Source organism: Shewanella alkalitolerans, assembly GCF_019457575.1.
GTDB lineage: Bacteria > Pseudomonadota > Gammaproteobacteria > Enterobacterales > Shewanellaceae > Shewanella > Shewanella loihica.
The window spans coordinates 3,699,191-3,718,666 of sequence record NZ_CP080422.1 but is presented as its reverse complement, the minus strand read 5'-3'; the positions used below and the strand labels follow the sequence as shown (position 1 = coordinate 3,718,666).

The following is a 19,476-nucleotide window of genomic DNA, read 5'->3' as shown; positions in this document are numbered from 1 at the left end:
ATCCGTGCCTCTCGCTCAAAACGGTCATTGACATGACCTTCGCCCTTGCACCCACCCTGACGCCCCGACGAAGTTGTGATTCCTACGTGGCTATTTGAAAATGACTAACGCTTCCGATGGGGAGTCTGATAGGCAGGATGCCTGAATGTCTTGAAGTGCATGGATGCACGAGAAAGACCAAGCCCCCCCCGCCGGAAGCTAGCCTCACATCCATGTGAGTCTCACGTCATTTTCATCTGCGCATCCCGGCTCTGGCATCCTGCTTCGCTCTAACTCCTGCATCCATGCCGTCGTCGGCAACTTCGATGGGGATCTGTTGTAGCCACAACCTGTATTGGTGGGGGCTTGGATTCGGCTTGCTCCTTTTAGGTTCTGATGACGCGGTAGAGTGCCGGGTTGCCGCTTAGGCCTTCTACTTGGATGTGGCCTAGCGCCTGGCGCATCTTCTGCGCGGCTTGGTAGAAGTCGGCCTCGCTCTGCCAGATGGCGACGTTGATCAGCTGGTAGGTGGCGCCCTCGTCTATGGACTGGTGCAGCTGCGTCGAGAGGTAGCCGGGTTGCTGGGCCATGAAGTCGCGGTGGGCTTCCCAATATTCGATGGCGGCCTCCAGCTTGTCGGCGGGAACCTTGAAGGGGTTGATGAGTGTGACGGGTGCAGACATGGTGTGATCCTCCATTAAAGTGCGTTACTGGTGAGTTTTTTCTGTTTAAGGCGGCCACTGAGCTTCATGCCGTCTCTGGCGTTGAGTCCCAGCAGATAGAGGTTGGCGGTGCCGCAGCATAGCTCAAGCAGTTGCAGGCTGAAGAAGAGGCTGTCGAACTCCTGGGCACTGGCCATGCGGGCGAGCACTATTGCCAAGGGCAACAACATCAGTAGGCCGTTGGCTGCCGCCAGTTTCATCCTACGCTGTTTAGCGCCTAAGACTCTTCCCTTATTGCCTAGCATATTGCCCGTCACGCCCGTAATCATCATGGCGGGGATCAGGATGAAGAGGCCGGGCATGAGAATCAGCTGCTTGACCGTGATTATCTGCTCAACGCTGCCGAAGAGTTCAACCAAAATCGTGGCAAGGAAGAAGCTTGCTATGCAGGTCGTTGCCGTGATGGCACCAAACAGATGTAGTGTTTTTTTCATAATGCCTCCGGGCGAATTTTTTCGACTGCTATTTGTCGTCTTTTGGGATAGAGTATGACAACAAGTTGTCAATATTTGACAGCATATTGTCATGTTTGGCATCATGCTGTCAAATTGTTCTGGAGAGATTTTTTATGAAAGCGTCGCCAAGAGGCCGATTATTTACCGAAATTGTCTTAGAGGTGTTCAAGCTTAGCGGCCAGTTAACGGCCGAAGGAGACAAGCTCACTCAGGATGTGCAGATGAGCAGCGCCCGTTGGAAGGTGCTGGGGGCGCTCGGCCGCGCCGGTAATCCCATGACGGTATCCGATGTGGCCCACTCTATGGGGCAGAGTCGTCAGGGTGTGCAGCGCCTGGCTAATGAGATGGTCGAGTTAGGCTTCATTGCCCTGGCCGATAATCCGCAACACAAGAAAGCCAAACTACTGCTACTCACAGACAAGGGGGTCGATGTGATCCAGAAGCTAGAGCAGAAACAGCTTCCCTGGGCGGAAGCCTGCGCTCAAGGGATCGATGCCGAGGCGCTGCAGGTGACCTTGGATACCCTGAGGAAGCTAGAGCGGAAATTATAACGGGGCCGGGGCGGCCTGACGACCGAGTTAAGTCGTGGAACTCTGCTCCACACCAAGGTTGGTGTAGCCTTTCGGCATGAATTGAGTTTTCCAAACTCCGTTTGGATTAACGTCGTGGGGAGCTTCCCTCGTTGGGACGGATACGGCCTTACGGGATTCCATCCCACACCCGGGGTGTGCGACCTGACGGTCGAGGTAAGTCGTGGAACTCCGTTCCACACCAGGGCAAGAGGGGGATCTCCAGCAATCCCCCTCTTGCATCTCCCCGTGCCGCCCCCGACGAAGTTGTGATTCCTGCGTGGCTTATTGAAAATGACTGACGCCTCCGATGGGGCATCCAAGCCCCCCGGAAGCTAGCCTCACATCCATGTGAGACTCACGTCATTTTCTGCTATCCACTCCGGCAACTTCGATGGGGATCTGTTGTAGCCACAACCTACATTGAAGCAAATAAGTCAAAGTTTACTCTGACCCGACTATTCCTAATACTGTAACCACGCATACGCATAGTTTCTTGAACACCGATTAGAAATGGGCTTTTTAGACTCATGATTACCTTACCCCCCCCCTAATATTCTGTTTATTTGTACAGTGTTATTTGGTATTTCCGAATATCAAGGAAAATAGTGAAATAATTTTGCGCTTTTATACACGTACTAATCCGTATAATTCATTTTTATCAATCAGTTATGTGTTGACTACTTGAGATAATAGGTTTGGAAAACGCGCATGCGCGTTTTTGCAGATGGATTACTTATATGAAAAGCGGCAAAATGCTGATAAGTTCATTACATACAGATAGTTAACTGTGCGCGTTTTCACTGGTTCAACGAGGTAAACGCGCATGCGCACTAATAAGCTGTTAGCTGTCTTAACCTATTTGGATTTCCATGGAAAAAATTAAAGAAGATTTACAAAACTTTGTAGAAAAGTTTCAAACTGAATACGAAGCAATATTAGAACAAGAAATTCGTGACTGGGTGATGATAAAGCAAATCACCTCATTTTTTATAAATGAACACAAACAAAACACAATTGTAGATTTCATTGATTTGTCAAATTGGGACAGTGTAGAAAGATTTACCTTTGATGATGAAACTCGGCTTCTAGAGCTAGTTTGGCATGATTTTTCTGATTCAAAAGATCAATTTGAAATTGAATGTTTTGGTGCCCATTTAATCAAATCAGAGTTAATAATTGATTCAATATACATAACCTTAAACAAAGGTCTTCCTGTATTACTTTTAAAAGGCTTCTATCAAGACAAAAAAACTTTGAATGTTAAATACAACAAAGGTTGCTCTAAGATTCTATTTTTGGAAGGCCACCCTTTTTCTGTAGAAATACTTAAAGAAGTAAAACGAAAGACTCATAGTATAACAGTCCCTAAAATCCATTGTTTCACAACATCAATTGTTCCAAACTACAATGGCTATATTTCAGTCGATGACTCAAAAGCTGTATTGTATAAACAAAACTTAAAGTTAACATCAGACAAAATACTAGAAATAATGGGAATTGTTGGTACTACTGAAGAGGCAGATCAAGAATCTCTTCATGTTAACGGAAACCTTGCTCGAAAACATTTCGAGAATGCATTAAAAGTATTGAATTTACAACAGAGAACAAAGTTTGATAATGATTACCAAAAGCTAATGTTAGGTGACCTTACTGGTGTTTTAAAAAACCTCTCTTTTTCTGAAAGTGTAGAATTTACACTTCAAAACACCATCGAGACTTTAAATAAGTGCAGTCATGATGCTGGTGTGTATATTAGTAAATCTGATGTTTACAAATCATTACTATTTATTATTGCTGCAATAAATAGCAATCAAACAGCTAACAAGGCGTTTAAACGGAACTAAAACAGTTGGTTACATTTCGCTTCGCTACATATTTTAACCCACTATTTTAGTCCGCTTAACGCGGCGTTGCGTCCGATCACTAATGATACTTATAAATGAAAAGTTGGGTCAGAGCTAAGTTTGTTCTAGTTAGTGAGGTTGCGGGTAGAAGCTACGATAAGTCCCCATCGAAGTTGCCGGAGTGGATTGCAGAAAATGGCGTGAGACTCACATGGATGTGAGGCTAGCTTTCGGGGGGCTTGGATGCCCCATCGGAAGCGTCAGTCATTTTCAAATAGCCATGTAGGGATAACAACTTCGTCTGGGGCGGCACGGGGAGATGCAAGAGGGGGATTGCTGGAGATCCCCCTCTTGCCCTGGTGTGGAACGGAGTTCCACGACCTACCTCGGCCGTAAGGCCGCACTCTTGACGTCAGCCATCCCAAACGAAGTTTGGGTAAACCGTCAACATGACGTTAGTCATCAAAACGTTATTTAAACCATTGTTAACTGACAATGGTGACACGAATCGTTAGAATAACCCCCAGATTATTCCTATCCAGAGCCAACCCCAATGCATGTACATATCTTAGGGATCTGCGGCACCTTTATGGGTGGTCTCGCACTCCTCGCTCGCGCTAACGGTCACAAGGTCACGGGCAGCGATGCCAACGTCTATCCACCCATGAGCACTCAGCTCGAGGAGCAGGGGATAGAACTGATCCAGGGCTTCGACCCAAGCCAACTGGGGCACAATGAAGATGATGCGCCGGATCTGGTGGTGATAGGTAATGCCATGAGTCGCGGCAATCCCTGTGTCGAGGCTGTGCTCAACCGTGGCCTGAGATACACCTCTGGGCCACAGTTTCTGGCCGAGCATATTCTGACCAATCGTTGGGTGCTGGCGGTGTCGGGTACCCATGGCAAGACATCGACCTCCAGCATGTTGGCGTGGATCTTAGAAGATTGTGGGTATGCGCCGGGCTTCTTGATCGGCGGCGTGCCGCAAAACTTCGGCGTGTCGGCACGGTTGGGGGATTCCCCCTTCTTCGTGGTGGAGGCGGACGAGTATGACAGCGCCTTTTTCGACAAGCGCTCCAAGTTTGTCCACTATCAGCCGCGCACTCTGGTGATCAATAACCTGGAGTTCGACCACGCCGATATTTTCGATGATTTGAAAGCGATCCAGCGTCAGTTTAATCACCTAATAAGAACCGTACCGGGTCAGGGCAAGGTGATCTGGCCATCAGCCAGCGACGCGGTGCGCGAGGTGATCGACATGGGCTGCTGGAGCGAGCAGGAGACCTATAACCTGATGGCGGGTAGCCCAGGCTGGTACAGCGAGCTGCTGAGCGAGGATGGCCACAGCTTCGAGGTCTTCTTCGACGGTGAGTCCCAGGGCGTGCTCGATTGGTCGCTCATCGGTCAGCACAACGTGGAAAACGCCACCATGGCGATCGCCGCGGCCCGTCATGTGGGCGTCAAGCCAACGGCGGCTATCGAGGCGCTGACCCGCTTCGCGCCGCCAAAGCGTCGGATGGAGCTGATCGGCACTGTCAATGATATCGCCGTGTATGACGACTTTGCTCACCACCCGACGGCGATTGCCACCACGCTACAGGGCTGCCGCGCCAAAGTGGGTGAAGGTCGCATCATAGTGGTGCTGGAGCCGCGCTCTAACACCATGAAACGCGGCGTGCATAAGGATACCCTGGCCGGTTCCATGGCACTGGCCGATGCCGCCTACCTGTATCAGGCGGACAATATCGACTGGGACGTGGAAGCGGCCATGGCCAAGGCCGAGTTGCCTGTGACTGTGCTATACCACATAGATGAGCTGGTCGAGACCGTGGCCGCGGCGGCAAGGCCCGGCGACACCATTATCGTGATGAGCAACGGCGGATTCGGCGGCCTGCATGGCAAGCTGCTGGCTAAGCTGGAAGAGACCAAGGCTTGAGTCTAGCCCGTAAGGGTTAGACTCGGGTCTTCAACATAGAGAGAGATATGAATTATCCCAAGCGGGCCAAGGCGATCAGCCTGGCCTGGACCGGCGCCAGCGGGGCGCCATACGGACTCAAGCTGCTGGAATGCCTGTTGATGGCCGATTATCAGGTATTTTTGATGATCTCCAGCGCGGCGCGCGTGGTGCTGGCCACCGAACATGGGCTGCAGCTCAGCGCTAACGGCGACAAGGCCAAGGCCCAGTTGCTGGCGCTGTTTGCCGAGCGCGGCAATGAGGTGGCCGGTGAGCTGCATGTGCTGGGCAAGGAGGAGTGGTTCTCGCCACCGGCTTCTGGCTCGGCGGCGCCCAAGCAGATGGTGATCTGCCCCTGCAGTACAGGCACCCTGGCGGCGGTGGCCACCGGCATGAGCAATAGCCTGCTGGAGCGGGCCGCCGATGTGGTGATAAAAGAGCGTGGCCAGCTGATCCTGGTGCCCAGAGAAACCCCCTTTAGCAGCATACACTTAGAGCATATGCTGTCCCTGTCTCGCCTCGGCGCCACCATAATGCCGGCGGCTCCGGGCTTTTATCATGATCCCAAATCGGTTGAAGATCTGGTAGACTTCATGGTCGCTCGGATCTTAGACCATCTGGGTGTCGACCACGGGTTAACCAAGCGTTGGGGCTATGATAAGCACAGTGCCGACAACCGCGACAATTAACACAAATTTGAGAAGAGTATGAAACACACTACCGAAGTGATGATCTCGGCAGATGAGATTGAACAACAACTGGATATCCTGGCAGCGCAGATCAATGCCCATTACGCCAATAGCGAACGCCTGCTAATGGTTGGCCTGCTGAAGGGGTCTGTGGTCTTTATGGCCGACCTCTGTCGCCGCATCAAGGGCCACGTTGAGATCGATTTCATGTCGGTATCCAGCTACGGCAACGCCATGACCAGTTCGCGCGACGTGAAGATCCTAAAGGATGTGCAGTCGGATATCGAAGGCCGTGACGTGTTGATCGTCGAAGACCTAATCGATTCGGGTAACACCCTGAACAAGGTGCGCGAGATGCTACTGCTGCGCGAACCTAAGAGCCTGGCCCTCTGTACCTTGCTGGACAAGCCAGAGCGTCGCGAGGTTGATGTACCGGTAGACTTTATCGGTTTCACCATCCCCGATGAGTTTATCGTCGGCTATGGTATCGACTATGCCGAGCAGTATCGCAACCTGCCTTACATAGCTAAAGTCGTACCCCTAGATTAATCGCGCCGTCGTTAAGATTTTAAACTCCTGCTTTGTGCGGGAGTTTTTGTTTTTTCATATCAATAGCAATACCAATTTCAAGATCAGGATAACGGAAGTCACTAATGACCAAAGAGCCATATGCTTTAGTTATCGACTCGCTCAGAAAAACCTACAAGGGCGGCGTCGAAGCGGTAAAAGGGATTAGCCTTAAGGTCGAGGCGGGGGATTTCTTTGCCCTGCTGGGCCCCAACGGCGCCGGCAAGTCCACCACTATCGGGGTGATCTGCTCCCTGGTGCAGAAGAGTTCCGGCAAGGTGAAGGTGTTCGAACACGATATCGACACCCAGCTGGAGCTGGCCAAGATGTCCATCGGCCTGGTGCCCCAGGAGTTTAACTTCAACCAGTTTGAGACTGTGCAGCAGATAGTGGTCAATCAGGCCGGCTATTTCGGTGTCTCCCGCGAGGTGGCCTTCGAGCGCGCCAAGAAGTACCTGAGTCAGCTGGACCTGTGGGACAAGCGCAACAGCCCATCTCGCGCCCTCTCCGGCGGTATGAAACGCCGTCTGATGATCGCCCGCGCCCTGATGCACGAGCCCAAGCTGCTTATTCTGGATGAGCCCACCGCTGGGGTGGATATCGAGCTCAGACGCTCAATGTGGACCTTCCTGACGGATCTTAACCGCCAGGGGGTGACCATCATACTGACCACCCACTACCTGGAAGAGGCCGAGATGCTGTGCCGTAACATTGGCATCATCGACAAGGGCGAGCTGGTGGAGTGCACCAGCATGAAATCCCTGCTCAGCCGCCTCAACATGGAGACCTTCGTGTTTGACCTTAAGGCCGATATCAGCGAGGCGCCGACCCTCGACGGAATTAGCTGTCGCCTGACCGACCCACACACATTAGAGGTGGATGTGGAGAAGGCCCATAGCATCAACAGCGTGTTCGCCCAGCTCACCGAGCAGGGGATAGAGGTGTTGTCTATGCGTAACAAGGCTAACCGCCTGGAGGAGCTGTTTGTGGAGTTGGTGGAACAAGGCAAGGGAGGTAAAAAGGCATGAGCATGAATATGAAGCACGTCTACTTTACCGCCTTTAAGAGCATATTGATCAAGGAGGTGACCCGCTTCACCCGCATCTGGGTGCAGACCCTGGTGCCGCCGGCAATCTCCATGACCCTCTATTTTCTGATCTTCGGTAACCTGGTGGGCAAGCGCATCGGCGAGATGGGCGGCGTGAGCTATATGGAGTTTATCGCCCCCGGCCTCATCATGATGTCGGTGATCACCGCCTCCTACTCCAACGTGGCATCATCCTTCTTCAGCGCCAAGTTCCAGCGTAACCTGGAGGAGCTGATCGTCGCGCCCGTGCCTCACTATGTGATGATCGCCGGTTACGTGGGCGGCGGCGTCGCCCGTGGCCTGTGTGTCGGCACCATAGTGACCCTGGTGGCCATGTTCTTCGTGGATATCAGCCTGCATCACGCCGGGCTGGTGGCCCTGACGGTGCTGTTGACCTCTATCCTGTTCGCCCTTGGAGGGCTTATCAACGCCGTATTTGCCAAGAGCTATGATGACATCAGCATAGTGCCCACCTTCGTGTTGACGCCGCTGACCTATCTGGGCGGCGTCTTCTACTCGCTCACCCTGCTGCCAAGCTTCTGGCAGGGGGTGTCGCAGCTGAACCCTGTGGTCTATATGATAAACGTGTTCCGCTACGGCTTCCTGGGTTATGCCGACATCAGTATCGGCCTGTCGGTGGCTATCATGGTCGGCTTCTGCGCCGGACTCTGGCTGGTGGCCTACTACCTGATCAGCCGTGGCATAGGCTTGAGAACCTAGTTGGTTCATGACAGACAAATCCAACTAAAAAGCCCCACATTGGTGGGGCTTTTTTATGGCTGTATTCTTTAATGCATGGCGTGCTTCGACTAACTATTTTCCAAATAGCGAACCATCTCAAACAGCTGCGCTAGGCTGTCGGCGCCTATCTTGGCGCTGCAGAAGTGACCATTTTGGCAGGCATAATCGCTGACCCATAGCACCAACTCTGAAAGGGCTATCTGCTCGTCCGAGGGGCGTAGATCGCCATCTTGGCAGTGATAACAGATGCCTTGGCTGTCGATAAGGGTCAGGGACTCGGGCGCTAGGTGATCGCGCTCAGCGAGCCACTCTTCCTGGCTCTCTAACAGCATCAGCTGCTTGTCTCTGGCGACCTTGAGCAGTAGCGGCCAGTGGATAGTCATATTTGAGTCTGCTGTGGTGGCATCTCGACCTCGGGATGGTTTTGGTCACAGCCCAGGTGAAAGTAGGCGCCGGGCTTGTCCTCTATGCCGTGGGCCAGGCCGAAGGCGTAGCCTTTGACATAGATAAACAGATACAGCGCCGCGTCTTTGTCGTCATCATAGGCCTTGAGGGTCTGTCGCAACTCGCTGTTGACCTGCTCTTGGTCCACGGAAAAGCCCATATCGATGGCGAGCTTGGCGCACAGCAGGGGGGCGATCACCTCGCTCTGGGTCGTCAGGTATTGGGCATGGTCGACGAAGCTGTCGACATTGAGTTCGCGAGAGTCATCGGCGGGCGTGAAGAGGCTCTGGCGCATAAAAAATCCCAGCAGAAGCAGGCCGATAACGAGCAGGCTCAACAGGGTCTTGTTCATGGCGACCTCACTATTGATGTTTTTGTGTTGTACGGCTAATGCTGTACGACTTGGGGGGCGCCTTTGTCGGGCTGCTCTTCCTGCCCTCCCAGTTCTTCCTGCTCGGGCGCCTGCGTGATGCGCAGCTTATGTTGCTGCAGCATGAGCATGGCATCGTCGTTGAGCTTGATCAGGCCGTCGAAGTAGCGGTTCATCTCGTCGAGCTTAGCGAGAAACTCAGGGTCATCCTTGGCCTGTTTCTGCCAGTAACGCTTGCGATCCAGCTTCTGTTTCTCGCTGGCCCTCAGGATCTCATAATAGCTGTTTTCCTGCTTGAGGCGGTAGATTTCGGCGTCGATTAGCTGTAACAGCTTCTCCTGGGAGAGGGTGCGCTTGTTGAGCAGCGCCTGCAGAGGGTCGACCTTCTCCTTGGGCTTGTCGCTGTCGGTTTCCGTGGTGATGCCGAGTTGGTATTGGATATGGTGCTGCTTAAACTCTTTCGGGCAGGAGGTCTGGCTGAATACCACCTTGTCGCCCTTGATGCACTTGTAGATGCTGCTGGCGTGGCTAAGGCCTGGAAGCAGCAGGAGTGCGATGGCTAAGAGCAGTTTTCCCATGGAGCGATAATTCCTCTATCTACGTCGAGTCTAGGGGACGGCATTGTAAGCTTAGCGGTTGCCGCGACGACTCATGTCCCTTTCTCTTGTGTAACGAATCTTTAGCTAACTTTATGTCGTTTTACTTCATTTTGGTGTCCATACCGTCAAGCTTAGGTCGCTAACTTATTGAAGGATTAAGCTCAGTATGGTCAGCTATTACTATGGCGCAACTCTTGGAATAACACCAGTATTTTGCATGACTTAGGTTGTATGACTTAGGGAGTATGAGTTAGGTGATTTTTGCTCGGGTGTGGCAAGGGTAGAGATAAAAAACCGCGATGTGAGCTGATGTCACACCGCGGAGTTTGCTTGGGTGGGGTTATCTAAACCTTAAATCGGTTGCCTAGCGGCTGCATTCTTCCAGCAGATAGGCCAGGTGGCGATAGGAGATGCCGCTGTGCTGGGTCAGACCCACTTCACACATGCGGTTGGCGTAGTAGCCCTCCTTGATATCGACCGGGATCAGCTTCTTGATGTTGCGCAGGGCGCTGGCGTTGATCTCAGGCTTATACAAGCCCTTCTCGCCGGCGTAACCACAACACTCGATCCCCTCTGGCAGCTTAACGCCGTTACTACAAGCATCGGCCAGCGCCTGCATCTTAGGCTCAAGCTTCATCTTGCGGGCGCTACAGCCAAGGTGCAGTGCCACGTTGACCTTCTTGGTAAAGGTCAGCTTAGGCAAGATCTTGTCGTGCATGAACTCGACCAGATCGGTAATTTCCACCTTAGGGTTGCCCGTCAGTGTGCGGTAGGTACAGGAGAGAGCATCCACCACCACAGGCACCTTGCCGTTATCACTCAGAGCGCTCAGGGCGTCGATCAGCTCGTCGCGCTTGGCATCGGCGTTCTTGAAGTCACCCTTAGATTCCCACATCTGGCCGCAGCACAGGTGACGGGTGTTGTCAGGAGTGACCACGTTGTAACCGGCGCGCTCCAGCAGGGTGACTACCACTTCTGGCAGGGTGCGATTGTCGGGATCTTTCGGCGTCGGGCCGAAGGTGCGACCACCACAGGCCGGGAAGTAGACCACAGTCTCCTTGTCTGGCGAGGCTGGGCTTGGCTTAGGCAGCTTGCCGCCCTTGGCGAAATCTGGGTTCCAGTAAGGCACCTCTTTGGACACCATGCGGCCCACCTTCATCAGGCCGTTGGTGACGCTGTCGCCTGTGACCTTGTGGATGATGTTGAGCACGTCGAAACCTGTGCTGATCACCTGGTTGACGGCGCCGAAGTGCTTGGCCTGGAAGTCCAGTACCTTCTGCTCGGTTGTGGTGATGTATGGGGTTCTCAGCTTACGGACCAACTGACCCATGCTGTTGTCCACCGGACAGGCGATGGTACAGAGCTGACAGGCGGCGCAGGTGTCGACCACATCGTACTTGGCGGCGGCGCGCATCTCTTCGGCGGCTTGCTTGTCGCCAGAGGCCTCCAAGCGGGCGATCTCACGCAGAGTCGCGATACGCTGACGCGGAGTGAAGTTAAGCGCCGAGGTCGGACAGGTCTTCTCACAGAAGCCACACTCGATACATCTGTCCACAAAGTCGTCGACCACAGGGCATGGCTTGATGTTCTTGACGTGCACGTTGGCATCGTCGTTGAGGATAACGCCAGGGTTAAGCAGGCCTTGGGGATCGAAGATTTGCTTGATGCGCTTCATCAGGGTGTAGGCATCGGCGCCCCATTCCATCTCGACGAATGGTGCTACCGCGCGGCCTGTGCCGTGCTCGGCCTTCATGGAGCCGTCGTACTTGTTGATCACCATCTCGGCCACGTCTTGCATGAAGCCGTGGAAGCGGTCGATATCTTCCTGTGAGGCGAAGGTCGGCGTGATGATGAAGTGGAAGTTACCCGCCAGCGCGTGGCCGTAGATCACCCCTTCAGGATAGCCATGCTTGTGGAACAGGGCGGTCAAATCTGTGGCCGCATTGGCCAGATGTTCCAGTTCGAAGGCCACGTCTTCGATGATCACCGAGGTGCCCTTCGGACGCTCGCCGCCAATGATTGGGAAGAGGCCAGAGCGCATCGCCCAGTATTTGCTGTAGACCTCAGGGTCACGGCTGAAGCTGATAGGACGCTCGGTTTCGATATGGGCCAACTTGGCGATCACATCCTGGGTGTAGGCATCCAGGGTCGCCTCGTCGTTGGCACGGGATTCGATAAGCAGGATGGCGGCGCCTTCTGGCAGCTCGCTCAGCCAGTCTGGCATCCCCTTCTTGCCGGTGACCGCCTTGATCGACGCCCAGTCCAGCAGCTCGGCGGCCGCGACGCTGTCGCATTTGATCGGCGGAATGGCGCGGGCCGCATCTTCCATGTTGAAGAATACCGCCATGGCCGAGGCCTTGAACTTGGCCTCATCGACCGTGTTGTAGGTCACCTCTTCGACGAAGGCCAGGGTGCCCTCGGCGCCGACGATCAGATGGTTGATCAGCTCGAATGGATCCTCGAAGTCCACCAGGGCGTTAATGCTGTAGCCTGTGGTGTTCTTGATGGAGTATTTCTTGCGAATGCGATCGGCCAGTACCGGGTTGCTGGCGGTGAGCTTGGCGAGATCGGTCAGCTCGCTAAGCAGCTGCTGGTGAGACTCGCGAAACGCTTCTTTTGAGCGCTCACAGCCTGTGTCCAGACGGGTACCGTCGGCGAAGAGTAGCTTGGCCGAGGCGATGGTCTGGTAGCTGTTCTGAGCCGTACCACAGCACATGCCCGAGGCGTTGTTAGACACGATACCGCCTACCATGGCCGAGGCCAGGGTGGCCGGATCCGGGCCAATCTTCTTGTTGAATGGCTTAAGCGCCAGGTTGGCGTCGCCACCGATAACGGCCGCGCCGAGTGAGATCTGGTTGTGATCCTCGCTGACGGCGATCTTTCTGAAGCCGTCGTGACCTAGGATCAACAAGATACCTTCGCCGATGGCCTGGCCTGAGAGGCTGGTGCCGGCGGCGCGAAAGGTCACAGGGGCATTATGCTGGCGCGCGACTTCGAGTGTGTCACGGGCATCTTCCAGAGTCTCGGCGTGTACCACCACCTCTGGCACGATACGGAAGTAACTGGCGTCGGTGGACCAGGCGAAACGACGCACTGCATCGTCTGAGACGGCTTCATCACCGAGTTTGGCGCGTAAATCTGCGACTACTGCTGAATAATTAATCGACATAACATTACTCTTTAATTCGACCCACAGAAAGGCGGGTTCATCACGTCCGCCTTTCTCGAGTTATCTGTTATAGACCGCCCCACAGGGTAGCGATAGTACCTGCAATCAAGGCATAACCCAGAGCGACGGGCATGGTTTTACGGATAATTTCTGATTCACGGCCAGCCATACCCACCACGGTAGCGGCGGCGACCACGTTCATGACACACATCATGTTACCTGCGTTGGCACCAATACCTTGTAGGGCCAGGACTAATGCGTGGTTCATGCCGATGTTGTCGGCCACGCTGTACTGCAGGCCTGAGAACATCATGTTAGAGAAGGTGGCTGAGCCCGACAGGAAGGCACCGAAGATACCCACAATCGGTGACATCCAGGCCCAGATGGCGCCCATAGAGCCAGCCAGCATGTCGGCCAGGGCAACCGGCATAGACTGCAGGCCCGCCTCGTTGGTGCCAGAGTTAAGGAAGATCTTCACCATAGGCACAGAGGCGCCCAGAGAGATGATGGTCGGCAGCATAGACTTGCAAGAGACGGTGATCGACTCCTTGATGGCTGGCGATTTCATCTTAAACAGCACGAAGCCCAGGATACATACCAGCACGAAGAAGGCGCCAGGGGCGTAAAGGGTCGCGAAACCGGCTTTCAGTTCAGTGCCCAGTAGGTTAGTCCAGCTGATGTTGAAGCTGGTGAGCCAGGCCTTGAGCGGCGCCACGGTGCGAGACAGTACCAGCAGGCCCGCCATGATGATGTAAGGGGTCCAGGCGGCAACCTGAGAGAACTGCGCCTTGGTTTCTACCTTAGCCTGAGTCTGGTTGTCGTTTTCGGCAAAATCGTTCCAAGGGGTCTTAGGCAGTAACAAGCCTTTGCGTGCCACTGGAATCACCAGCGCCATACCAACCAGGGAACCGATAACCGATGGGAACTCTGGGCCGGCGAAGTAGTTGATAAGCCATGCCGGTACGGTAAAGGCTAAGCCGGCGAACAGGGCAAATTTCCAGATCGCCAGACCCTCTTTGAAGGACTTGTTGCGGCCGAAGAAGCCGGTGAGTACAGAGACGAGAACCAGCGGGATCAGGGTACCTGTCACCAGATCGATAGTGATCATGTGCAGGGCGATAAACTGGGCATAGTCGGCGAAGCTGGTGCCGTGCTGGGCGATCTGGTCGGCAGCCATGCTCACACCACCTTGCATCAGACCCTGTTCCATACCGAACAGAACTGGCAGACCGATGGCGCCGAAGGAGACGCTGGTGGAGTCGGCGATCAGGGCAACTACGGCGGCAGCCACGGGCGGCACACCTAGCAGCACCAGCAGCGGCGCGCCGATGGCGGCAGGGGTACCGAAACCGGCAGAGCCTTCGATAAATGAACCAAATAACCAACAGATGATGATCACCTGCACGCGGGCATCACCACTGATGTTGGTAAAGCCGGCGCGTATGGTGTCCATGGCACCCGAATATTTCAGGGTGTTCAGCAGGAACACGGCACCGAAGATGATGCTCAGTGGGGTCAGGGCCGAGAGTAGGCCTTCGACCACGGAGGCACCTAAGATAGTGGTATCCATCTGCCAGATAAAGACGGCGGCAAGACCTGTCATTACCATAGAGATAGGCATGGCGCGAGATGCGGGCATCTTGAGTAGCACCAAAAATAGCATAACGCTGATTACAGGCGTCAAACTGGCGAGTAGTTGAAGTAGGGTCATGATTGCCTCTTACTGTCGTTACTTGGTTATTTTAGTTGTTGTCGATGCTGACTCGTCCGATGCAGCATCCTGTGTTGTCGGAAGCTATTCCCAAATGGAATCGTTTCATCCTTGATGCGTAATAAACGCTAATTCACCAAATGCAAATATGATCTAGATCATTATGTGCTGATTATGTGAGATGGGGTTAGATGGGTGTGAACTTTGTCTGACCAGTTAAACCTAAAGTGTGATCTCCATCACTGGTCGGAGCGGGCCGTTATAACTATTTGAAAGAAATATGACGATTTTTAGCTAGAAATGGGATTTTACTAAGAGTAATTGCTCTAATTAGGTCTCAAAAGTGGAAATATCTGATCGGATAATTTCAGTTTAGAATCTAATCAGTTAGCGATGGAAAATTGCTCTTGGTGATCCAGATCACCTTGTTGAGCGCCTGTAGGAGCTCGCTATTTTTGGTAAATAGGTATTACCAATTAATTTCAGTAAGTTAGCCAGAATGGATGCCAATTCGTTTGAAATGCATGTAAATGAAATGCAGGTGATCTGGATCCAGGTCACTTTATTGGCTTTCGCTCAGATAAGTAATTTTATTTCTGAAACTCGCGGCATTTTCGACCGATTGGCCGATCAGAATTGGTGCATGACCAAGGGCTTAGATGATCATACTGACCTCATTTTGAGTTGTTTTTGGGCAGTTTGGGGCAGCTTTTAGATAAAGAGTTGAGAGAAAGCGCTGAGTAAAAAGTGAGCCTAAAATGAAAAATCGCTTCCCAGGCATTGGGCCAGAGAAGCGAAATTAGAGGTTAAGGACGCGCTAAGTTTAAGAGCTTTCTAGGCTTAATGACGTCCTAAATTAGGCCGTGCAGGGCTTAAGCGCGTTCGAAACTCAGGTTGTCGATCAGGCGGGTGCTGCCCATAAAGGCGGCGGCCAGGATCACCAGCTGTTTATCGCTATCCTGGGCTTCACGCAGATCGGCGGCGTTACGCACCGACAGATAATCTGGCTTAAACCCAGCCTGGTGCAACTGCTCCTGGGCGCGCTGCACTACATTAGGGATCGCTTGACCCTTGGCGATTGCCTCGGCCATCTCATCCAGGGTACGCTTGAGCTGAGCCGCCTGCTGCTTCTGCGCCTCGCTCAGGTAGCCGTTGCGTGAACTCATGGCCAGGCCAGAGCTTTCGCGTATGGTATCGACACCGACGATCTCGATTGGCAGAGACAGATCTTCCACCATGGCCTTGATCACCATCAGCTGCTGAAAATCTTTCTTGCCGAACAGGGCCACATCCGGCTGTACGATATTGAACAGCTTGCAGACTATGGTGGTGACGCCGCGAAAGTGCCCTGGACGGCTGGCGCCGCAAAGCTCTTCCGACAGGCCTGGCACCTCGACAAAGGTCTGCTTATCCATCCCCTTGGGATAGATGATGGCAGGTGTCGGCGTGAATAGCAGCTCGGCGCCGGCGGCCTCTAGGGCGGCCTGATCGGCGGCAAGGGTGCGTGGGTAGGCGTCTAGATCTTCGTTCTGCCCAAATTGCATCGGGTTAACGAAGATGGAGACCACCACGTGATCGGCACGTTTCAGCGCCTCGGTGACCAGGGTGATATGACCCTGGTGCAGATTGCCCATGGTGGGCACGAATGCCACTGTCTCGCCGGCCTGTTTCCACTGGCGCACCTGGGCGCGGATCGCGGCGATATCTTGGGTGGTGTACATGTTACAGCAACCTTACTTTAGCTAAATGTATGCTCGGCGGCGGGGAAGACGCCCGTGTCGACCTCTTCGATATAGGCGCGGATGGCGCTGCGGATCTCGCCGGTCTGGGCTAGGTAGTTCTTCGAGAAGCGCGGAATATAGCCGCTGGAGATCCCCAGCACGTCGTGCATCACCAGGATCTGGCCGTCGGTGTCTGCGCCTGCGCCAATGCCGATAACCGGAATGGTCAGGGCCTCTGTGATGCTTTTGGCCAGTGCCGCCGGAATACACTCGACCACTAATAGCTGGGCACCAGCCGCCTCGATCGCCTTGGCCTCATCTATGATGCGCTGGGCGTTGTCGGCGTCACGGCCTTGTACCTTGAAGCCTCCGAAGACATGCACAGATTGCGGGGTGAGCCCCAGGTGGGCACACACAGGAATGCCGCGCTCGGTCAGCTTAGTGACGGTTTCCAGCAACCAGTGACCGCCTTCGAGTTTCACCATGTTGGCACCGGCCTGCATCAGGGCGGTGGCATTGGTCATCGCCTGCTCTGGGGTGGCGTAGCTCATGAAAGGCATGTCGGCGATCAGCAGTGAACGCTTGATGCCACGGCGAACGCAGCGCGTGTGGTAGGCGATATCTTCGACTGTGACCGGCAGGGTGTCGTCGTGTCCTTGCAATACCATGCCTAACGAGTCGCCCACCAGTAGGACGTCGATCCCTTCGCTGTCGAAGGCGCCCGCAAAGCTGGCATCATAGGCGGTGAGTGCAGTGAACTTCTTACCTTCCTGCTTGAATTTCAGCAGGGTAGAGCTGGTTATCTTAGACATAATGCTGGTCTTAACTTTGATTTAAAAAAGAGTTCTGCCTGGGCAGTAGTGTGCTTTATAAGCTAACTGGGGCTTAAGTTCAATGATCCGGGCCGAGTTGTTGAACTTGTCTCTTAAGTTCCTCGGTGATCAGTGAAGTCAGCTTGGTGCCGCAGGGGAGAATGAGATCTGGAGCCAGATCTAATAGAGGCAGTAACACGAAGCTGCGGGTCTTCATGCCGTAGTGCGGCACCTGAAGACGCGGGATATCCAGTTGCCAGTCGCCATAGAGGAGCAGGTCCAGATCTAAGGTTCTGGCGCCCCAGCGTACCTCGCGCACCCGACCCTGTTCGTTCTCGATCGCCTGCAGGGCATCGAGCAGCGCCAGTGGGGCGAGGGTGGTGGTAAAGCAAGTCACGGCATTGAGGTAGTCGGGCTGCGGCACATCACCCATGGGGGCGCTCTGGTAATAGGGGGATACGCTTAGTTGTCCGTCGCTTGCCAAGGCCTTCAGTGCCTGACAGGCCTGATCCAGTTGGGCTTTTGGGGATGCGAGATTGGCCCCCAGTGCGACATAGACGGTGTTCATTATTCGGCTTTCGGTGTCTTCTTCGGGCTGCGACGACGGCGATTGTTGCGGCTGCGGCTACCCTTGTTGGTACTGCGGGCGATGACGCTGCGCTGCTCTTCGCTACCTTCGACGAAGCTCTTCCACCAGGCGGCCGTCTTGGCCAGGTTACCACCCTCGGCTTCGGCCCTCAGCAGTAGCAGATCATAGGCGGCGCGGAACTTAGGATGTTCGATAAACTTGAAGGCACGTGTGCCCTGGTTGCGTTCGAACCTCAGTTGCAGCTGCCAGATATCCTTGGCCGGGGTGCTGAAGCGACGGGGAATGCTGATGGTGCGGCATTGCTGTTCCATCACATCGCCCATGGCGGCGTAGAAGGCGTCATATTGGCTCAGGCCACTCTCCAGGGCGATATCATCGGCACGCTGGCTGAGGGGGTACCAGAGCATGGCGGCGTAGAAGAAGGCCGGAGTGACCGACTTATCTTGCTCAACCCGCTCGTCTGTGTTGCGCATGATCGCCTTGACCATCTTGTGGCTCGGTCCCTTAGGATCTTCCTCCAGCAGGTTATCCACCAGGGGAAAGAGAGGGGCGAACAGGCCAAAGTCACGCATCATGACGTAGTTGTTCTGGGCCTGACCGGCGAAGAAGAGCTTGAGCACTTCTTCATACATACGGGCGGCAGGAATATCTTTTAGCAGGGGTGCCAGCTCAGGGATCGGCTGCGCCGCAGCCTTGTCTATGCTCATCCCCAGCTTAGTGGCGAAGCGCACGGCGCGCAGCATGCGCACGGGATCTTCGCGGTAGCGTTTCTGCGGGTCGCCGATCAGACGCAGGGTGCGAGACTCGAGGTCCTGCAGGCCGCCACCATAGCTGTGGATGGAGAAGTCGCTGATGTCGTAGTAGAGGGCGTTGACCGTGAAGTCGCGGCGCTCGGCGTCTTCATCTATGGTGCCGTAGACGTTGTCGCGCAGCAGGCGACCCTCGGCGTTGACCTTAGAGATCTTCTCGCCGCTGTCTACATGATGGCCCCTCAGGGTAGCGACTTCGATGACGTCGCGGCCGAAGACGATATGGGCCAGACGGAATCTGCGCCCTACCAGGCGGCAGTTACGAAATAGCTTCTTGATCTCTTCCGGCGTGGCATTGGTGACCACGTCGAAATCCTTGGGCTCGAGTCCTAGGAGGATGTCGCGCACGCCGCCGCCCACCAAATAGGCCTTAAAGCCAGATTTGTGCAGACGATAGAGTACCTTAATAGCGTTTTCGCTAATGTGCTGGCGAGAGATTGCATGATGTTTACGTGCAACTATCTCTAGGCTTAGTCCCGCTGGTGTGGTTTCTGTGGTGTTTTGATTGTCTTCAAAAAGCTGCTTACAGAATTGACTAATACGGCGAAAAATAGGACACCTCGAACTTGGATCTTGAGTCAGGGTTAAAATTAGGCCGCTATCATAACTCAATTATGGGTCAAAGAGTATACCCGGACTCTG

At 54.1% G+C, this 19,476-nt stretch carries 18 protein-coding genes; 7 read left to right on the top strand and 11 right to left on the bottom strand.

Features of this window, described 5'->3' with window-relative positions; translation table 11 throughout:
• Positions 1 to 365 precede the first annotated feature (365 nt).
• On the bottom strand, positions 366 to 662 hold the full coding sequence (locus tag K0J45_RS16170; RefSeq protein WP_220043302.1) for an antibiotic biosynthesis monooxygenase family protein: 297 nt from the start codon (positions 660 to 662) through the stop codon (positions 366 to 368).
• 14 nt (positions 663 to 676) lie between these two features.
• Entirely contained in the window at positions 677 to 1,135 is a 459-nt protein-coding gene (locus tag K0J45_RS16165) for a hypothetical protein (RefSeq protein ID WP_220043301.1), read from the bottom strand.
• A gap of 134 nt (positions 1,136 to 1,269) precedes the next feature.
• Here K0J45_RS16165 and K0J45_RS16160 point away from each other — a divergent pair, with 134 nt between their 5' ends.
• From K0J45_RS16160 to K0J45_RS16130, 7 genes are all read left to right on the top strand, one after another.
• On the top strand, positions 1,270 to 1,707 hold the full coding sequence (locus K0J45_RS16160; protein WP_220043300.1) for a MarR family winged helix-turn-helix transcriptional regulator: 438 nt from the start codon (positions 1,270 to 1,272) through the stop codon (positions 1,705 to 1,707).
• A gap of 890 nt (positions 1,708 to 2,597) precedes the next feature.
• A complete protein-coding gene (locus tag K0J45_RS16155; RefSeq protein ID WP_220043299.1) occupies positions 2,598 to 3,572 on the top strand; it encodes a hypothetical protein in 975 nt (324 codons plus the stop codon).
• 553 nt (positions 3,573 to 4,125) lie between these two features.
• Positions 4,126 to 5,508 carry a UDP-N-acetylmuramate:L-alanyl-gamma-D-glutamyl-meso-diaminopimelate ligase gene (gene mpl, locus K0J45_RS16150; protein WP_220043298.1) on the top strand — a complete coding sequence of 461 codons (1,383 nt, stop codon included), beginning with the start codon at positions 4,126 to 4,128 and terminating at the stop codon, positions 5,506 to 5,508.
• A gap of 47 nt (positions 5,509 to 5,555) precedes the next feature.
• On the top strand, positions 5,556 to 6,215 hold the full coding sequence (locus K0J45_RS16145) for a flavin prenyltransferase UbiX (RefSeq protein ID WP_220043297.1): 660 nt from the start codon (positions 5,556 to 5,558) through the stop codon (positions 6,213 to 6,215).
• Positions 6,216 to 6,233: 18 nt separating this feature from the next.
• Positions 6,234 to 6,764 carry a hypoxanthine phosphoribosyltransferase gene (gene hpt, locus K0J45_RS16140; protein ID WP_011866938.1) on the top strand — a complete coding sequence of 177 codons (531 nt, stop codon included), beginning with the start codon at positions 6,234 to 6,236 and terminating at the stop codon, positions 6,762 to 6,764.
• A gap of 104 nt (positions 6,765 to 6,868) precedes the next feature.
• On the top strand, positions 6,869 to 7,810 hold the full coding sequence (locus tag K0J45_RS16135; protein WP_220043296.1) for an ABC transporter ATP-binding protein: 942 nt from the start codon (positions 6,869 to 6,871) through the stop codon (positions 7,808 to 7,810).
• Between the two features lie 8 nt (positions 7,811 to 7,818).
• On the top strand, positions 7,819 to 8,589 hold the full coding sequence (locus K0J45_RS16130) for an ABC transporter permease (RefSeq protein WP_086023637.1): 771 nt from the start codon (positions 7,819 to 7,821) through the stop codon (positions 8,587 to 8,589).
• Between the two features lie 89 nt (positions 8,590 to 8,678).
• On the opposite strand, the gene K0J45_RS16125 is transcribed toward K0J45_RS16130, so the two are convergent.
• The 9 genes from K0J45_RS16125 to pcnB all read right to left on the bottom strand — a co-directional run bounded on the left by K0J45_RS16125 (position 8,679) and on the right by pcnB (position 19,446).
• Entirely contained in the window at positions 8,679 to 8,993 is a 315-nt protein-coding gene (locus tag K0J45_RS16125) for a DUF4144 domain-containing protein (protein ID WP_220043295.1), read from the bottom strand.
• Positions 8,990 to 9,406, bottom strand: a complete 417-nt coding sequence (locus K0J45_RS16120; RefSeq protein WP_220043294.1) for a hypothetical protein — start codon at positions 9,404 to 9,406, stop codon at positions 8,990 to 8,992. The genes K0J45_RS16125 and K0J45_RS16120 overlap by 4 nt, the downstream gene beginning before the upstream one ends.
• A gap of 35 nt (positions 9,407 to 9,441) precedes the next feature.
• Entirely contained in the window at positions 9,442 to 10,002 is a 561-nt protein-coding gene (locus K0J45_RS16115) for a DUF4124 domain-containing protein (RefSeq protein WP_220043293.1), read from the bottom strand.
• Between the two features lie 385 nt (positions 10,003 to 10,387).
• A complete protein-coding gene (locus K0J45_RS16110; RefSeq protein WP_220043292.1) occupies positions 10,388 to 13,192 on the bottom strand; it encodes an FAD-binding and (Fe-S)-binding domain-containing protein in 2,805 nt (934 codons plus the stop codon).
• A gap of 67 nt (positions 13,193 to 13,259) precedes the next feature.
• Entirely contained in the window at positions 13,260 to 14,903 is a 1,644-nt protein-coding gene (locus K0J45_RS16105) for an L-lactate permease (protein WP_011866931.1), read from the bottom strand.
• 872 nt (positions 14,904 to 15,775) lie between these two features.
• Positions 15,776 to 16,624, bottom strand: a complete 849-nt coding sequence (gene panC, locus K0J45_RS16100; protein ID WP_220043291.1) for a pantoate--beta-alanine ligase — start codon at positions 16,622 to 16,624, stop codon at positions 15,776 to 15,778.
• A 17-nt stretch (positions 16,625 to 16,641) separates the two neighbouring features.
• Positions 16,642 to 17,436, bottom strand: a complete 795-nt coding sequence (gene panB, locus K0J45_RS16095; RefSeq protein WP_041510094.1) for a 3-methyl-2-oxobutanoate hydroxymethyltransferase — start codon at positions 17,434 to 17,436, stop codon at positions 16,642 to 16,644.
• Positions 17,437 to 17,515: 79 nt separating this feature from the next.
• Entirely contained in the window at positions 17,516 to 18,004 is a 489-nt protein-coding gene (gene folK, locus K0J45_RS16090) for a 2-amino-4-hydroxy-6-hydroxymethyldihydropteridine diphosphokinase (RefSeq protein ID WP_220043290.1), read from the bottom strand.
• A complete protein-coding gene (pcnB, locus tag K0J45_RS16085; protein WP_220043289.1) occupies positions 18,004 to 19,446 on the bottom strand; it encodes a polynucleotide adenylyltransferase PcnB in 1,443 nt (480 codons plus the stop codon). Before pcnB ends, folK begins: the two co-directional genes overlap by 1 nt.
• Between the last annotated feature and the right edge of the window lie 30 nt (positions 19,447 to 19,476).

Coding starts and splice junctions, on each gene's coding strand:
- K0J45_RS16170 (WP_220043302.1), bottom strand. CDS start 662: ATGTCTGCACCCGTCACACTCATCAACCCCTTCAAGGTTCCCGCCGAC.
- K0J45_RS16165 (WP_220043301.1), bottom strand. CDS start 1,135: ATGAAAAAAACACTACATCTGTTTGGTGCCATCACGGCAACGACCTGC.
- K0J45_RS16160 (WP_220043300.1), top strand. CDS start 1,270: ATGAAAGCGTCGCCAAGAGGCCGATTATTTACCGAAATTGTCTTAGAG.
- K0J45_RS16155 (WP_220043299.1), top strand. CDS start 2,598: ATGGAAAAAATTAAAGAAGATTTACAAAACTTTGTAGAAAAGTTTCAA.
- mpl (WP_220043298.1), top strand. CDS start 4,126: ATGCATGTACATATCTTAGGGATCTGCGGCACCTTTATGGGTGGTCTC.
- K0J45_RS16145 (WP_220043297.1), top strand. CDS start 5,556: ATGAATTATCCCAAGCGGGCCAAGGCGATCAGCCTGGCCTGGACCGGC.
- hpt (WP_011866938.1), top strand. CDS start 6,234: ATGAAACACACTACCGAAGTGATGATCTCGGCAGATGAGATTGAACAA.
- K0J45_RS16135 (WP_220043296.1), top strand. CDS start 6,869: ATGACCAAAGAGCCATATGCTTTAGTTATCGACTCGCTCAGAAAAACC.
- K0J45_RS16130 (WP_086023637.1), top strand. CDS start 7,819: ATGAAGCACGTCTACTTTACCGCCTTTAAGAGCATATTGATCAAGGAG.
- K0J45_RS16125 (WP_220043295.1), bottom strand. CDS start 8,993: ATGACTATCCACTGGCCGCTACTGCTCAAGGTCGCCAGAGACAAGCAG.
- K0J45_RS16120 (WP_220043294.1), bottom strand. CDS start 9,406: ATGAACAAGACCCTGTTGAGCCTGCTCGTTATCGGCCTGCTTCTGCTG.
- K0J45_RS16115 (WP_220043293.1), bottom strand. CDS start 10,002: ATGGGAAAACTGCTCTTAGCCATCGCACTCCTGCTGCTTCCAGGCCTT.
- K0J45_RS16110 (WP_220043292.1), bottom strand. CDS start 13,192: ATGTCGATTAATTATTCAGCAGTAGTCGCAGATTTACGCGCCAAACTC.
- K0J45_RS16105 (WP_011866931.1), bottom strand. CDS start 14,903: ATGACCCTACTTCAACTACTCGCCAGTTTGACGCCTGTAATCAGCGTT.
- panC (WP_220043291.1), bottom strand. CDS start 16,624: ATGTACACCACCCAAGATATCGCCGCGATCCGCGCCCAGGTGCGCCAG.
- panB (WP_041510094.1), bottom strand. CDS start 17,436: ATGTCTAAGATAACCAGCTCTACCCTGCTGAAATTCAAGCAGGAAGGT.
- folK (WP_220043290.1), bottom strand. CDS start 18,004: ATGAACACCGTCTATGTCGCACTGGGGGCCAATCTCGCATCCCCAAAA.